This window comes from Agrobacterium sp. 10T429, from assembly GCF_056393925.1.
Window position 1 is genome coordinate 1 of sequence record NZ_JBFTGV010000020.1, and the last position, 15,808, is coordinate 15,808.

The following is a 15,808-nucleotide window of genomic DNA, read 5'->3' on the forward strand; positions in this document are numbered from 1 at the left end:
TTGTAATCGATCTTGTAATCGATCGCTGCCAGTTTTCATCGCCTTTTCAATCCACTTCCCAATCAGATTCCTTCCCGCTTCCCCATATAAATAAATCCACCTCGCTGTAAAAACCTATATAAAATCACATGGTTATAGCGGTCCAAAACTATCTGCGTGCAAACAGACGAGCTTTACCAATCAAATCCCCATTCTCCCCTTAATACGGTTGGTTTATGCTTATTTATATGTTTTGCGTGCCCAGCTGAATAAATTATATGTTTTACCGACACCCTCCAGTCGTTGATCCAATCCTAACCAAACCACCCACTCACCCTCACCAAAGGAAAATCCATTCCCGGAAACAAGTATAAATATACAAATATATGTATTAATAGCGATTACGAAGGTATAATATTCCACCTGTGCACCCTGCAGCGCGTGCTCCCCTCATCGCAATCGAATGACAGGTAAATACGGATCGTTCAGCCTATCAAAAGTTGCAAAAATGATTGACTATCGCGGCTGCGTGAGGGAGCCTCAGCAGGGAAATACGGGGAACATAACAAATCATCATGTCGCCAGAACGCTTTAATGAATGCCTGCGGGTGATCCGCTGGACGCCAATCAATATTGCCTCTGCCTTGCAATGTGAACTCTCATGGATCGAGGCGCTGGAAGCCGGCAACGATACAGTTCCCGATGGCCTAGCAACATGGCTGGAAACGCTCGCGCAAGCCCATGAAGCATTACCACCGCCATCAACCTACAGAGGAAAACGGTCGACATTCTGATGCGGCCAGCAGCTGAAAACCTTCACCAACAACCGGATTACGCAATATGAAACATGCCATCGCAATTCTCGGTCTGATCACCGTCTCCAGCCCGGCCTTCGCAGCATCGTGCGAGAAAAACTTCACAGTCTCAGGTGTGCCGATGGTCACAGCTGTCTCTTACAAATCCTTTCAGGAACTGCCGAAAGCCAAAGCACCCGCKGTCCTTCAAAAGCTMGCCCAGGCCGTCGCAGCRGAAGGTTTCTCAGGTATCCAGATCAACAAGGCACTGTCGTCAATCGATGCCCACCAGGAAACCAGCGGAAGTGGCAGGATTCAGACGCTGCGCGTTGTCGCCCTCCAGAAAGGCGCCGCTGTCCGCATCGATGCTGTTTTCAACATTCAGGCAGGACAGATCGCCGACAAGGACGTCATCCGCAAGGGTATCTGCGACATCATAAAAGGCGTGTAAGCCATGGCTTGAAGACACCCGGTACAGCAGCACCTCGAAGCTGACCTTGCAATCTCCGCAGCCGGCAACAGGCGACGCGAAAGGAGCTAAGCGCCGCCTGCCGGGCTCTATCAGGACTTCATGTTCAGCAACTCAGGAAAATCGTAGTACCGCAACCGCTTGTCACGGCAGCGGTAGTCATTCTTTGAAGCGTCCACGCTTAAATTCTTGTACACGGCTACGCCAATATACGACCAATCGGGGTTGAAACGTTCCGTCGTTCGCGTGCAATAAGCGTAAATCTGCTTTTCAGGGTCGAGCAGCACTACGCTCGAAATCTCGGCTTTCGTGAAATATCCGGGTTTGATAGTTCCGCGCATGGCGTCCACATAGTCACGTTTAATCGGTCTGGACGGTGGACGCTGCGAATCCAAAACAGATTGCGGTGCCGGAGTCTGGCATCCAGCCAGTGTCATCACGGCGGCACAGAGAAGTAAAGCTGTCCTCATTCAATTCAATCCCCAAAAGTCAAAGCACAACACGCACAATGCACCCTGCAGCTATTGAGTTAAAATTGCGCAACACACACGGATCCACAGCCGAAAATAGAAAGGTCACGCTTCGATAGACCTGACAATAACCATCAAGCAGGTTGCGGCACCCTTTCGGCAGACGCCGGATCAGGCCTACTTCAACGCGCTGGCATCAATGATGGTGGCTGCATAATCGAGGCGGAAATCCACTTAGTAAACCGCCCGAAACTGTTCAAACAAACCGAGCCACCTCTATGCTCCTCGAACTTGAAGCGCTAAGGGCGATTGGCACGGCGGTTATTTGACCACACCATCGAGATAGAGGTCTTCACCTCGTTGCAGCGGCGTGTAAGTGAAGTCGTCTTTTTTCCGAAAGCGGTCGAACCAACCCAAAAAGATCATCTTGGGTCGCCGAGTTGCGATAACCGATCAGCTTGACGGTCAGTGGAGCACTGAAGGCTATATCAAAAGCAGTGGCGAACTGAGTGGTGTCAGAAGGCTGAACCGAAAACGTGCCACCACCGTTGTGACGAATGGAGATTTCGGCACGGGCGAAGAATTCATCACTGTAGGTGGTGATAAGACCGGGAGCTTCCCCACCAATTCTCCCCAATTAAAGGGTTCTGAGTTCCCTCGCCTTGAAAATTCACCCGGATTTCTTCGAGGCTGCGAAAATCACGGTTCTTAAAGTGGTTCAAGGGAATTTTCAGCCATTGTGTATCCAGACACGGGTTCAACCACTGGGCGACGCCATCTTTGGGGTCATTGTTGGGATCGAAGAAGAATTTCGGAGATTTCATTTTCAGATCCAGACCGATGTAGTACTCCAATGTTTGACCAGGCCAGGATACACTTGTGGCTCGCACGGTGGTGATGCACGGTTCCTGGACTGCAAGGTCGAGCGGATAGCTCTGGTAAACAAGTCTACAATGTCTCATGCAAATCTCCGGTGTGAAAAGTCTGCGTAAATCCCTAACGGTAGCGGTTGATGTCTGCGCAAAAGCTGCGACAGTCATGCCCCAACACACCTGTCGCCTGCAAAGTCCGCTTTAAGCATCCTCGTCTCCTGTCATCATACAGGAGAAATGGCTCGACACAGGTTGTTCATCCACGCGTGCCCCTACGTCCGGTTTCGGCCCAAACCGCTCATTTGCGGCCGAATGCGTTGGCACACGTTTGCGGCTCCATCTCGGCCATAGGATTTACGACGATGGTGTCTCAAGAGCGGACCCGATTCAGGTTATTCGTGCGTCCGGAAGGGTCCTGTCCGCTAAACCGGCTGTCCGGGGGCAAAATGTGTACCTTGCGGACGTGAAATTGCGGCAACAAACGATGTCCACCAAGGTATACCCTTGCGGACTAGATCCCGTACCCTGCCTTATGTCCTTTCGGTCATGGTGGAGGCTGTCAAAGAAAGATCGTATGCATTGCCGAGATTGAATTGGATGTCGCCCAAACGACAGCACCCATGGGGGAAGCGGCTGTACGAAGGGGCTTAAATACCCCCTCGTAAAAATTTGGCAGTTTGTGGATGCGACCCTACAGCCAGGCTGTGATTGACGCTGGTATCTACTCAATTGCAGCCAGCGGAAGTTTAGGTGGCAGGCCATAGTACCATGGAACCCAATATCCCCACCCTTCCGTACATGCGCCTCGAGATATGCCGTTTCCCTCATCTCTGCTGCAGATGGTAAAACCCCTTATTGCATGCTTTGAAGTCTGAACTCGACACTCGCGGTTGTCCATATCACCAGTATTGATCAAAGCCCATATTACTTGCTCATTCCCCAGCTTGCCTTTCTCGTACTTCAGCGAGAACGGATACTGCGTGTTGATCTGATCAGAAGGCCTGTCTAATTCCCAAGACAGGAAGTTGGCGCAAGCTTGCCGCATCTGATTTTCGGCGAGTCGTGCCACATCTTTCATCCCGTATATATCAATCTGCCATCGGGCGGCGTCCTCAACGGATTCTACGAGGGCAAGCTGGTTCGGCCCTGCTGACAAAAGTTTTGCGACTAATGAAATCGGGAAGAATGGCCTTCCAGAATAAGCAGAAGTATCAGAGCCAAAGCTTATGAAGTCAGCAATTATTTGGCTGGTCAAAGTCACCTGTTTACTAAGATCAGAGCCCGTATAGCTTTTAGTTTCATCCGGCACGATATATGGAGCGTGGAAACCAAGCTTCCCTTTGATATGCAGATGGCGACTGGTGCCGTCTGACTCAGCGCCCAATAGTCGGCCCGACATGAATATGAAGGCGCAAGAAGAATAGCATTCTGATCCAGCCTCAACTCGCGTCGGAATGCCATGATCACGTAACTCTTGTGAGATGAGTCGCCCTTCTAAATAGCTGCCTCCAGGGCTATTCAAGCAAAGCGCATCGTCGGTCGAATTGCTAGGTTCACCGCTATTGGATGGCTCAAGCAAGCCAAGTGCCATCGCTAAAGCATGAAAGCGATCATGATCGCCTGACTCAATGGGACCGGACAACTCAATTGAGCAACTGGACTTGATTGATTTCACAATCGAAGCAGCGGCTACTTTTTCGACTGACAGAAATAAAACAGCGAACACAAGCGGTCCGAAAAACACGCGGAACTTTACGGGTATATCTACCATTTTCCTGCGCGTATTCTCCTCATAGCTGCATGCAGAATCTGGCGTGATCACTGGCTTTCGAACTCCTGCGCAGAAATACTTTGTGGGGTAACATTGCCAGCAGGCACCGCGTACAAGGTATAGGACAGAACCTGCGTAATAATTTGGGTCGTCGTTTTTTGCGTCTGGAGAGTTTCCGCTCCAGGAAATTGGCCCGCACCATGCAACTCTACAAAACGTCTGCAACTGACGTCGAGTGCATCGCCGAAAGCATACTGCACGGTATAACGTCCGTCAGCGATGCCAGTAATCTGACCTGTCTGATTACTGCGCACAAAGAATGCGGCGACAACTGCCCCCGACAACTCTGCCCGTACTTTGATGATGGCATTACCGCTGGAACCGTTGCGGATTTCCAGCGAGTGACCGTGCGTAGAAGACAATCGATTTGGCCCCAATAGCTGCCCGCTATATGGAACGCTCGCGCATGTCGGCACAGTCGGCTTTAAAACTGCCTTCTGTGCGCTGGGCTGATACTGCGTAGCAGACGGAGGCGACGAATAAAGGCGACTTCCGCCGTAGCTGCTGCCCGCACTATTGCCTTGCGTGCTTGCAAAGATGCCCAGCGCGAGCGTACCAGGTAACGCAAAGGCCATAAGCAAGTGACCTGCTCCATATAGCATTGATGTGCGCCACGGATTTCTTAGCTTGCCTTGCCGAGGATCGGCCCCGGCCTTCTCAAGCTGAGCAACTAGCTCGGTGGCATCCCTTGCAACGTCTTTGTCCAATGCCTTTCTGGACTGCATGGCGAGAGCGTACGACAACTGCAGATTGCCGCGAGAAAGGAACGCAAGCGAATTGTACCAGATCATACCCTCGTCGGTAGATCGCTCATGCTTACCGCCGAAACCGTTGCTGAGTATCGAGCCGATTGAATAGATCGGCCCCCAGGGCGCACCCCACCAACCGGTGAACAAGGTGATAACAGAGGATTTCAAGCCCTCTTTCTTCGCACAGCTTGCGCAGAAAATACCTTGTACCGGCCTGCGTGTAGTCATGACGATGAAGCTGTAGACACGGAAGAATACGACATATCGCGGCTGTGCAGTAGCCTGTCCGCAGCGCGAGCAACAAATATGATCGAGAACTCGTGTCTTTGCCTCCTGCGCAGAGGCCTGGTACGCGGAACTATCATATTCCGCTCGACGAAGAGGATTGTTCAGGACTTCGTATGCAGCGGAAATTCTGTGAAATTGTTCACCGGGCGCACTCTGTGAAGTATCTGGATGGGTTTCCTTGGCGAGCTTCCTGTAGGTGCTCTTGATTTCTTCAGCAGTAGCAGACGACTGCACTCCCAAAGCTCTATACAAGCCTTGCGGATCGGTATTCGACATGTTCCCCTCAATTGCACTTCACATTGCCCCACGCTCATAAAGCGAAAAGCTACGCCTCAATGCAACATTCTTCTGCATGATTGCCGACCTTTTTTGACAAGTCGTACATGCGGCATCTCAGCTAACTCGTGAGGACCGCTTGCATCCAAAAGGATCGTTAATGCGTGAGGCAGGACATCTACTCAGCATTCCAAAAAATCTAGCCTATTCAGGCCGTCATATTTTTAAAGCGATCACTAAACAGCTATGAAACAGCAAGATATCGATAAAATAATGTCCCAAGGAGAATTATTTATTGACAAATAACTCCCCATGGGACATTTTTCCTGTGCGCCAGGGACAAAACTGCCAAGCTCGCTCCCGGCATCAACCAAGAAAGGAATTCAAATGTATCCTAAAAACGGTTCTTTGCCTACTCCTCTCCAGACTCCTCAAGAGCTGGACTCTCTCGACATCCTATCAGATGCTGGAGATGTCAACGAGACCCCCTTCAACGTGTTCATTGGACACAACCTGGGACATCGCGTCTTCACGATGTCCGTACCGTTTCGCAAGTTTTATGACATTTCAGACGTTGCCAACGACCGCGAGAGCGGCCCAGTAGCGCAACGGGCTCTCGATGAGGGGCATGCCAAGAAGCTCGCGGTCTACATGATCAAGGGCCTGGTGTCTGCAGCCAAGATGCGACGTATCGCGCTAGGCAAAGAGGTGCCGGAGAGCTTCGATCATGTGCTTCGCCTTTTGGGCGAGCAGCCGTACTTCTCACTACAGCCAATCGTCTGCAACATAAGGAACGTTCCTCCAGGCGGGAACGGGGCTGGTGGCATTCGTGGATTTCGTCTTGAGACCACGGGTGGAGAAACAGCGGGATTTAAGGTGTTCCTTTCTGAGAGGCACATTCTGTGGGTTGTTGATGGTCAGCACCGCAGATATGCCGCCGATCTTGCTATGACATTTCTCGACACTGTTCGTCAGACTGGAAAATATCCAGGAAAGGGAGCCGTTCTCTTTGCGGAAAAGGGAAAGCCTGTCAGCGAGGCTGAAATGCAGGTGTGGAACGAGACGTACGAGGCCGCTCGTTCTTATGCGACAATTACCGTGGAAGTACATTTGGGCCTAGACATCGATCAGGAACGTCAGCTTTTCCACGACCTCAACCGCTTGGGTAAAAAGGTCGATGCTTCGTTGGCTTTTCAGTTCGATGGCTCCAACCCGGTAACCCTTTTCATCAAGCACAAGCTGTCTGATGATCTTGGTATTCGTATTATCGATAGTGAAATTAAGGATTGGTCTGAGGATACTGGCGCTCTCGTATTGAAAGACGTTGTCGCTATCAACGCAACAGCATTCCTTAACAAGGCCAACATTGCAGGAGCCACACCGGCCATTGTAGAGCCCCGTGAAAATACAGTCCTAGAGCTTTGGGGGCAGATTGTACAAATACCAGGCTTTGGAGAGGATCGAGCAAAGGAAAATACGGCCGCAGCTCAGCCAGTTGTCCTAAAGGCTCTCGCGAAGATCACTTACGACCTCAATTTCAACAATAGAAGACCAAACAACTCTGCGGATTTATACGAAAAATTTCTGGAAAGCATTTCCGAGATCGATTTTTCACATGGAAATCCGATGTGGCGCTACTACGAAATGACAGATGGAGAGCGTCTCGACGCAGGCCTTGAAGAGTTGGCGGCTTATCTTCCGGACGACACTGGTTCGGCCAACCGTGACATTGGATCGTACCAAGGTGGGCATTTCCGGTTTGGTGCGAAGCACAATGACATCTACCCAATTCTTGCCGACATGATCCGATGGAAGGCAGGCCTACCTAGCCGAAGGGAAGCATAATGCTGACTGACGCACTCCCTGACGGCGATGTACAGGTCACTTATAACTGTTGCGTAGTTCGCTTCTGCGTGCCACGTAGAGACACAAAAGGGGGACATCGTGTCCCCCTAACCATCCCTGAAAGCCCGGTTTCTAAGGCTTTTGAGCGATAGTGGGCGCTCTCTCCGGGCCTACCATGGCAACTTGTCTCGCTCTTCAGCGGGCACAACGACAGCATCCACCATCTTCGACGCTAAAACCCGCCATTCCGCTTCCGGTCCCATTTAAGCCTCGTACCTAGAAACAATTCATGTCTCCTATTGGCGCAAACCGGAAGAACGTAATTGGCTCCAAGCGAGCATATGAGTTGTTTCGAGCAAAAGTTGAGCTAAGCTTCTCCAAGTTACCTAGCATTTAGATTTGGAGATCGAATGACAAAACATCTGCCAAGTGTTTTAGGCGGCATCTCCGCTGGCCTATCAGTGTCGCTTGCGGGTGCATTCGGTGCCACATTTTGGGTATTATGCATTGCTGCGGGGTGTGGAGGTTTCGCGGGAAACTACCACGGACAGAAGCTCGCTGGCTAAGGGAAACCATCAAAGGCGCGATGACTGCAGTTGGCGTTTTTGAGGCATGACGGACTCTGGCCCAAAATGCACGCCTCCAACCCTTTCAATCGCGTTCGGGCGGCAGGAATGAAGCTTCCTGCCGCCCCAATATCTTACTCTGGTCAGTAGAGGCAATCAGCTCAGTTCGTCAGCCATCGTCAGCGGCTGCAGGACAATCTCCGCGAGTGCCGACGCCCCGACCTGGAACGCGCGCTGATACTCTTCGTCATCAACCATCGCCTTAAACGCAGCTCTCCCCGGATACTGCACGAGCAATACCGCATCCAACATTCGGGCCTCGCCGTCCGTGAGGACGGGTAGACCGTTGCCACGAAACAAAATCTTTGCCCCAAAACGAGCCAGTTGTGTTTCGGCCTGGCATTTGACCCCACCATCGGAGCGGAAGGCTGCCTCCCGCCATATCCAAGAAACGGCACATAGATCCGCGGGTTAGCCTGTCCCAACCGGGGTCAGTCTTCCACGCCGAAAGGGGGCATACTTCAATGCTTAATCACAGCGGACTGATCATTACCGTCAAAATTATGAACTGGTGATCGTAGTCTATCGGGGTGATGATTTGCAAATTCAAGGAAAGGGCGTCACGCACCGGGTCCAAGTAAGAACAGGAATTTCCATGCTGAATCTCCCACACGAACTAAGAATTAATGGTAATGATGTTCGGTGGGGAAAAATAGGCAGCGGGCCGCCGCTGGTTGCCGTTCACGGGACACCGTTCTCTTCTCAGGTCTGGCGCCGTATCATCCCCCACTTTGCCAGTCATCGAACCATTTATTATTTTGATATGGTCGGATATGGACAATCCGAAATGCGCGAAGGGCAGGATGTGTCGCTCGGCGTGCAGAATGATGTTTTAGCCAATCTGTTTCGAGAGTGGAATATTGAGCGGCCGGAGATGCTGGCCCACGATTTCGGCGGCGCAACCGTACTTCGTGCCTACTTTCTTAACGGATTGCGCTATTCAGCCTTAACGATCATCGATGCTGTAGCTCTTTCGCCATGGGGATCACCCTTGGTGCAGCATGTTCGTCAGCATGAAATGGCCTTTTCTGGAATGCCGGACTACATGCATCGTGCCGTGTTACGTGCTTACCTTCAAACAGCCGCGCGGTCGCCGTTATCGGAAGAGGCGCTGAATATATACAGTGCGCCTTGGATCGGCCCTGTCGGACAGCCCGCATTTTATCGGCAAATCGCGCAAATGGACCAGCGTTTTACGGATGAAATTGAAACTCTTTATACGCGGTTGGACTGCCCGGTAACTGTGCTCTGGGGAAAAAATGACGATTGGATTCCCTATGAGATGGGGGAGCGTTTAGCAGCATTAATTTCCGCTCATCAGTGTACCCTGTTACCCGAGACTGGCCATCTTGTTCAAGAGGATTGCCCGGAAGCAATTGTTGCCGCAGTTTTGAAAACTTTTAGGGTCACGAGAAACACGCGAGATGAAGACCAATGAACGATACATTGCGACGGACTGGGCCGCAGAACCGGCCGCGCTATTTCCACCCGCTTGCTAGAGGATTATCTCGCGCCTCGCTCCACTGACATGTGGCAGCAGAGTTATAATGGTTTCGCAAATTCATTATAACGGGATCGGGCGATGAAACAGATTGAACTCGTTTACAGAACGGCGTTCGCTGAACTCGCGCAGCGGACATTCGATGCTCAGTTTCAGGCAGATTTTCCCCTCGAAGGTCGGTTTGTTGCCGTTCCGGTCAAGGGCCGCAATTACTGGTATTTTGATCTCCCTACTCCCGAGGGTAAGGACAAGAGACGCTATGTCGGCCCGCAGGATGACGTCGACATCACGGCTCGGGTAAAAGCCCATAGGCAAGTCAAAGACGACATCCGGGAGCGGCGCAAGCTCGTCGGCATGCTGCTGCGAAGCGGTGGCATGTCCGCGCCGGATCGCTTCGCGGGTGAAGTGACCAAAGTACTCACTGACGCGGGCCTATTCCGTCTGAGGGCACTCCTCGTCGGTTCTGTGGTTTTCAGCTGTTACTCAGGCCTCCTTGGCGTTCGTCTCCCTGGTATCTCTATGCAAACAGGTGATGCGGATTTCGCGCAGGACTAAACCATTCGATGAGCGCATTAGGAAAACTGTGTCGAACGTCTTTGGTCGAGAATGCTCACAAAGACCGCGTCGAGGTGCAAGGCACACACGGAATACGGTGCACGTCTCTTGTCACCACGAAGACGGGCTTGGCAAAAGTGAAACTCTCTCCATCAGCCTCGAAGCTCTCGATTTTCTGCCGAACAGCATTACGCGGTCGGACTTTGATATGGCCGAATAACTTGCGTTCGCGAACCGCGTCGCCAGTGAATTGCGCGCAAATTGCCTTCATAATCAAGATAGCCGGAGGGCCGTGCATACAAGGATTTGATGGGTTGCCGAACTGCCTTTCCGCCACGCTTCCTTCAGACTGGATCGAACATCTCCCTGAACTCCACATCGGCAAAGTAGGCAAGTTTCTCAGCAAAAATTGGTCGTTGTCCGGCAAGGAACAGCAATTGTCCGTGCGCCGGCAGATTGCGCACCTCATCAGGGGTAAGCAGCGGCCGGCCGGTATGTTGCTGGCTGTAGGAGATCCCGGTCTTATCGGAATCGAGGGCTCTCGCCATGGTCTGGAAAACGACCGTCTCCTGCCCGAGCAGATCAGAGATGAGGCGGGCGCTGTCATGATCGTTGACGCCGAAGACCTGCAGCACGCCGGCATTTGACAGGAAGGTTCCGGCGCGGTGACCGTATGTGGCACGCAGCTGATGGATGTCCTGGAGGATGGGCCAAAGCTGGACACCATAGCCCGCCATCAGACCCATCGCGCGTTCGACTGGTGCCAAATGCCCAAGGGATGCGAACTCATCGAGCAGATAGAGAACCGGTGTCGCCGGCTTTGCCGGATCGCGGGCCATTTCGAGCAGGCTTTGTGAGACAAGCAGGCGCAGCCAGCGCGAATAGGTCGAGAGACGATCAGGAGGAAGCACGAGGAACACCGTCACGTTGCTGTGCTTGAGATCGGCAAACCGAAAATCCGAGCGGCTGAGGACGGCCGTCATGCGCGGTGAATCAAGAAAATGCGTATGGCGTTGGGCTGCGGACAAAACGCCTGCGGCTTCGCGATCGGATTTTCCGAGGTGGCGGTTTGCGGCACGCGCGACAAGACCTCTTGCCGCATCGCTGTCCTGCATACGCTTGAGCAGCGCTGCAAACTGTTCCGGAGCAAGGGTGAGATAGTCGCGGAGTGTTGCGAGGTGCCTGCGTCTCAAAGGTTCAGATGCAACGATCTCGAGCAGCAATCCGGCAATCAGCGCTTTCGCCTCCTCGTTCCAATGCGCCTCGCCTGCCATTCCCGGTTCGTCGAATACGAGAGCGTCGGCAAGGGTGTTGGCGTCGTCCGCGACATCGAGGCTGTGGGGATCAAGCAGGGCCAGGGGATTGAAGGCGGCCGAGGGTCTACCGGTGACCCCGAAAGGATCGAGAACATGAACCGGGCCGAATTTCTGGCGAGCACGACCGGTGATTCTTGCATTCTCACCTTTTGGATCAACGCAGATCACGGAACGGTCGGCGGTCAGCAGGTTCGGGACGATTGTTCCGACACCCTTGCCGGTACGGGTCGGCGCCATCGTCAGGAGATGGGCCGGGCCATCATAGCGCAGAGGCTTGGCCGTTTTCGTATCACGCCCGATCAGGAGGCCGGAACCGGATGAGGTGAGAGCGGCTATCTCCTTGTGTGTCGCGAAGCGGGCAGAGCCGTGGGTCTCATCGTCACTCTCCCCAAAATGCAAAATCAGTGGAGTGGTGATGAACCAAAAGGTGATAACGGCAAGCGCCAGCAGGGTTAAGAGACCTGGGATGATGTGGACAAGCGAGCCCCGCGCGAAACCCATTTGCTCGAGGAAATGACCGCCACCCATGCCGATCACAAAGGTGACGTTGAACAGGATGAACATAAATCCGAGGAGCCGTTTCCAGATTCGGAAGGGCATGGCGATCAAAGCCAGGAATGCCCAAAGCGGATCACGCGCGGCGGCTCGCATCATGTTTTTGAATGCGTTCCGGGCAAGTCGCAATCGGTTCATGGAGCACCCTACACGCCGTAACCACTCTCTGCCGTGCCCGGCTGTACTGCTCCGATCAGATCGGTAAAGAGTACCTTGTCATTGTCGCGTGTCAGAAAGCCCGGTAGTTCACGACGCAGCCATTCACCGAGCTGCTGCTTGAAAACCTGATCATCCGAGGTTTCGAGGTGATGCATAACGAGCGACCCGATCAGGACCTTGCGGCGCATGTCGTTGTTGCGCTCGGTTTTCGAGAGACGGGCCTTGAGGGCGGACCGTTGCGCATCCAGTTCAGCCAAGCGCTGTTCGATGGTTTTCCTTGCCACGATTATTCCTTTCGATTGCGGTCGCACCGGAACTGCAGCTGTTGACCGCGGCTTTGCTCCTGGAAGACAGAACAGTTTCTATGAGGAGATCGACATAGCGATAGCGAGAGTTGGTTGGACCGTATGGTTCATGACGCTGCGGTGGCTGCTACCTGAGCTCAGGAAAGTTTGTGTCACCGGTGAAGCTCAGTCGCTGGCTTTCGCGGCCTGTTCGAGCTTTTCGATGTGCTCGCGGCAGACAGTGTTGACGAGTTCGTAGAGGATTGACGTTCTGGCAGTCAGCCAGGTCAGTGCCTCCTCGGTGATTTCGTAATGATCGGAGTAGCGAGCCTTCACATAGGCTTCGTTCAGCGTGTTGAACCAAGACTGAAACCGATGGTGATCCCTCGGCCAGGCCTCGGCAAGGCGGATGTCCTGCCCTTCAGCCAGCCCTCGCAAAAATTTCAGATTATGGCTGGCAGGGCTGTAGTTGGTGAGGGTCAAAAGCAGAGTGGAATAGGCCTGCTCTATGGATTGATGCAGCATGAAAGCTGCGCTCTTTGCGTTGTGCTTCTGCAGAGCAAAGAGCGTGTGGTCTATAAAACTGTCAACGACACCGAGGCGGCTGGCATAATGTCTTTTTGCCAGCTCATATGCCTGCTCGCCCGTGAGACTCTTTGGCTCGGCGAGCTCCCTATCGTCGAGTTCGTAGAGAGCAATGCCATCACGTCGAATATCGCTGAAGAAGTATTGCCCTTCCTGCAGGAAATTGCTGATCTCGCGAGCGCCGTGCACGATCAGGCTAACCGGCGTCTCGATCTCCTTGTCCCACATCAGCCGGTCTGTTGTCTTGTCCCAGTATTTGGGATCAGCAAGTTCCTTGTTGCTGACGATGACGAGGATATCGAAATCCGAGCGATAGCCTTTCGACGTATGCGGTTCATCCACCCAGGTGCCACGCGCGTAAGAACCAAACAGAATGATTTTGAAAATCCGTCCATCCTTCTTGGCGTCAGACTTCGAGCGTTCCACCAGATCAGCAAACTCTTCCTGAATAATTCCGACGACACGCGCGAGCTCGCGTTGCTTTCGTTCTGGCAAATGTTCAAGGCTGGTCTTCATCTCTGCTCCGCTTATCGACGGTGTCCTGTATGGGCCATTCCAGAGGCCTTTGAAACTCCGATTTTTGGTAGCCACCAAACGAACGCCTGTCTTCCTGGACGATGCACATTCGATCTTGAGGCAGCCGGCTCTGATTTATGCAGATGGTATTGCAATACCTTCATTCCTCAATAGCGAACATTCAATGGTACTTTATCCTAGGTTGTATATCGCTTCCCGGTTTTTTCCCAATCGCAGGCGCTCCGGGCGCCATACCGTGGCCGACTGAGCGGAGCGTAGAGGTTACGAAGGACCGTTAACGACGCACCCTGTCCAACCGCTGCAGCCAAATGCCCGCCCGCACTGCCGCTCACTTCGACGCAATTTTGGTAACGCAGTCACGCCAAGAAAGGCTCGGTGATGGAAGCGGCTATCATTATCCAGACAGGAGTGCGGGCCGCCCCATACTTGGAAACGGCCCGCTAGATGGATGACCAAGGGCAAGGCAATTGCAAGCGCTGCATGAGTCTTGACGGCATTACCTTTAAAGATCGCCATTATGCGAAACGCTGAGCAAACGCCTGTAGAAATAACGTATTCTAAATACACCAACATACTCGGCCTATTCGCTCTCTAGTGCGCTACCCGTTAGCTTACCGCCGACCACCACCTATTCAAACGCTCAAGATTATCGCTGCATCACGCTGAGGCTTCTCGGCCGTATGTCGGATCGTAAACTCCCCCATTTGTCAAAAGAGCCCAAATGATGCGCGCGAGACGGTTTGCCACCGCGATAGCGGCAACTTTGTACGGTCGTCTCGCGCGCAATCGAGCGGCCCAACGACCGATTGGAGTTTTGCTATCTCGCATCATGATTACTGTGCCCCCAAGATAAAGCATCGTTCGGAGTTCGCTATTCCCCATTTTCGTAATGCGCCTCAGAACCGAACGACCTCCGCTTGAATGCGTGCGAGGAGTAAGACCCAGCCATGAAGAGAAATGGCGGCCAGACGGAAACCGATGGATATCAGGAATTGTCGCAATAACGCACATTGCCGTTTTCGGGCCAACACCAGGTATCGTCAGAAGCCTACACGCGTTCTCATCGTGTTGGACACGTCGCTCAATCTCTTTGTCTAGTTTCGTGACCAAATCATTCAATCGATGTATCTGGTCGCAAATGTCGGTGAGAGCCTGTTTCATAACTGTCGGCAGGACGGTATCTGCTGCACTTTCCATCAGTTTGAGTAATTTAGAGTAATTTTGAATGCCCTTTGCCGCTACCAGGCCGGCCTCCGCTAGGTGCCCCCGCAGCGCGTTTACGAGTTGAGTCCGTTGTGAAACAAAAAGGCTGCGAGTTCGAAAAATCGTAATTGCCGCTTGTTGGTTCAGGGTTTTGACTGGAACGAAGCGCATTGTCTTTTGCGTAAGCGCAACATTGATCGCCTCCGCATCATTGGCGTCGGTTTTGCCCCGTTTCACGAAGGGCTTCACGTAACTGGTATGTATCAACCGAACGTCATGCCCAAATTCTAATAACTGGCGCGCCCAGTAATAACTTGTAGCGCAGGACTCCATTCCGATCAGGCATGGTTTGAGCTTGCTGAAAAACTCCAGAACGTTCTCACGTTTGATCTTCGTGTTGAAAAGGGTTTCTCCGCTCGCATCTGCTCCATGCGCCTGGAAAACCTGCTTGGCTATATCAAGCCCTACCGTCGCCACGTCCTGCATCGGCCGCTCCCTTGAAACCTTGGGGATCGATGCCACGATATCATCGCTCGATTTCAAATTGATGATGTGAGCACATGACGCCGTCTTCGGTGTTCGTTCAGGCCTCGGAGAGCCCGCTGATCAAAGTCTCGATGTCCCCCTGACATCGAGCTGACCGAATGTCCCATTTTTTCGGTGGGAGAAAATCACCTCCCCTGATTGATGCGTTCGCTTCCCTGCTCAAACACAAGAAATTGCCTCCATTCGACCACTACTTTTAGTAGTCGAAATGCCCGTTCGATGTTGCTAGCCTCGCCACCGGTAAACAGACAAGGGCGCACTTACGACTTGCGGCGCGTTTGAGCGTTTGGTCTCCCCGTTTGCGTATCGGAGATTTCGTTTGGCGATTTATCATCTCAGCACCAAACCTGTCTCGCGGTCATCTGGCC

13 protein-coding genes and 1 pseudogene are annotated in these 15,808 nt (G+C 52.7%); 5 read left to right on the top strand and 9 right to left on the bottom strand.

What is annotated here, in order from left to right; all coding sequences use genetic code 11:
- Positions 1-554 precede the first annotated feature (554 nt).
- Both AC1DCP_RS26120 and AC1DCP_RS26125 read left to right on the top strand, forming a co-directional pair.
- On the top strand, positions 555-773 hold the full coding sequence (locus tag AC1DCP_RS26120; RefSeq protein WP_038493340.1) for a hypothetical protein: 219 nt from the start codon (positions 555-557) through the stop codon (positions 771-773).
- Positions 774-819: 46 nt separating this feature from the next.
- Entirely contained in the window at positions 820-1,224 is a 405-nt protein-coding gene (locus AC1DCP_RS26125; protein WP_476774841.1) for a hypothetical protein, read from the top strand.
- Positions 1,225-1,334: 110 nt separating this feature from the next.
- On the opposite strand, the gene AC1DCP_RS26130 is transcribed toward AC1DCP_RS26125, so the two are convergent.
- The 4 genes from AC1DCP_RS26130 to AC1DCP_RS26145 form a co-directional block, all read right to left on the bottom strand.
- On the bottom strand, positions 1,335-1,712 hold the full coding sequence (locus AC1DCP_RS26130; RefSeq protein WP_476774842.1) for a hypothetical protein: 378 nt from the start codon (positions 1,710-1,712) through the stop codon (positions 1,335-1,337).
- A 587-nt stretch (positions 1,713-2,299) separates the two neighbouring features.
- Positions 2,300-2,674: a hypothetical protein gene (locus AC1DCP_RS26135; protein ID WP_476774843.1), complete on the bottom strand. Its 375-nt coding sequence runs from the start codon at positions 2,672-2,674 to the stop codon at positions 2,300-2,302.
- Positions 2,675-3,305: 631 nt separating this feature from the next.
- The gene (locus tag AC1DCP_RS26140) at positions 3,306-4,406 is read right to left on the bottom strand and encodes a COG3904 family protein (protein WP_476774844.1); all 1,101 of its coding nucleotides are present in this window, start codon (positions 4,404-4,406) and stop codon (positions 3,306-3,308) included.
- Complete coding sequence (locus AC1DCP_RS26145) at positions 4,403-5,728, bottom strand: J domain-containing protein (RefSeq protein WP_476774845.1); 1,326 nt, start codon at positions 5,726-5,728, stop codon at positions 4,403-4,405. The genes AC1DCP_RS26140 and AC1DCP_RS26145 overlap by 4 nt, the downstream gene beginning before the upstream one ends.
- Before the next feature lie 387 nt (positions 5,729-6,115).
- Here AC1DCP_RS26145 and AC1DCP_RS26150 point away from each other — a divergent pair, with 387 nt between their 5' ends.
- On the top strand, positions 6,116-7,573 hold the full coding sequence (locus AC1DCP_RS26150) for a DNA sulfur modification protein DndB (RefSeq protein ID WP_476774846.1): 1,458 nt from the start codon (positions 6,116-6,118) through the stop codon (positions 7,571-7,573).
- Positions 7,574-8,295: 722 nt separating this feature from the next.
- Here AC1DCP_RS26150 and AC1DCP_RS26155 read toward each other — a convergent pair.
- Positions 8,296-8,451: a hypothetical protein gene (locus tag AC1DCP_RS26155; RefSeq protein WP_476774847.1), complete on the bottom strand. Its 156-nt coding sequence runs from the start codon at positions 8,449-8,451 to the stop codon at positions 8,296-8,298.
- 343 nt (positions 8,452-8,794) lie between these two features.
- Here AC1DCP_RS26155 and AC1DCP_RS26160 point away from each other — a divergent pair, with 343 nt between their 5' ends.
- Both AC1DCP_RS26160 and AC1DCP_RS26165 read left to right on the top strand, forming a co-directional pair.
- Entirely contained in the window at positions 8,795-9,637 is an 843-nt protein-coding gene (locus AC1DCP_RS26160) for an alpha/beta fold hydrolase (RefSeq protein ID WP_476774848.1), read from the top strand.
- Positions 9,638-9,781: 144 nt separating this feature from the next.
- Positions 9,782-10,252 (top strand): annotated as a pseudogene (locus AC1DCP_RS26165) (GSU2403 family nucleotidyltransferase fold protein); the annotation flags it as partial.
- Positions 10,253-10,599: 347 nt separating this feature from the next.
- Here the strand turns inward: AC1DCP_RS26165 and AC1DCP_RS26170 are convergent.
- The 4 genes from AC1DCP_RS26170 to AC1DCP_RS26185 all read right to left on the bottom strand — a co-directional run bounded on the left by AC1DCP_RS26170 (position 10,600) and on the right by AC1DCP_RS26185 (position 15,380).
- Entirely contained in the window at positions 10,600-12,264 is a 1,665-nt protein-coding gene (locus tag AC1DCP_RS26170; RefSeq protein ID WP_476774849.1) for a type IV secretory system conjugative DNA transfer family protein, read from the bottom strand.
- An 8-nt stretch (positions 12,265-12,272) separates the two neighbouring features.
- Positions 12,273-12,569: a mobilization protein gene (locus AC1DCP_RS26175; protein ID WP_476774850.1), complete on the bottom strand. Its 297-nt coding sequence runs from the start codon at positions 12,567-12,569 to the stop codon at positions 12,273-12,275.
- A 186-nt stretch (positions 12,570-12,755) separates the two neighbouring features.
- Positions 12,756-13,670, bottom strand: a complete 915-nt coding sequence (locus AC1DCP_RS26180) for a nucleotidyltransferase and HEPN domain-containing protein (RefSeq protein ID WP_065660187.1) — start codon at positions 13,668-13,670, stop codon at positions 12,756-12,758.
- A 678-nt stretch (positions 13,671-14,348) separates the two neighbouring features.
- Positions 14,349-15,380 (bottom strand): IS110 family RNA-guided transposase, encoded by a 1,032-nt coding sequence (locus AC1DCP_RS26185; protein WP_174037848.1) that lies wholly within the window; start codon positions 15,378-15,380, stop codon positions 14,349-14,351.
- Between the last annotated feature and the right edge of the window lie 428 nt (positions 15,381-15,808).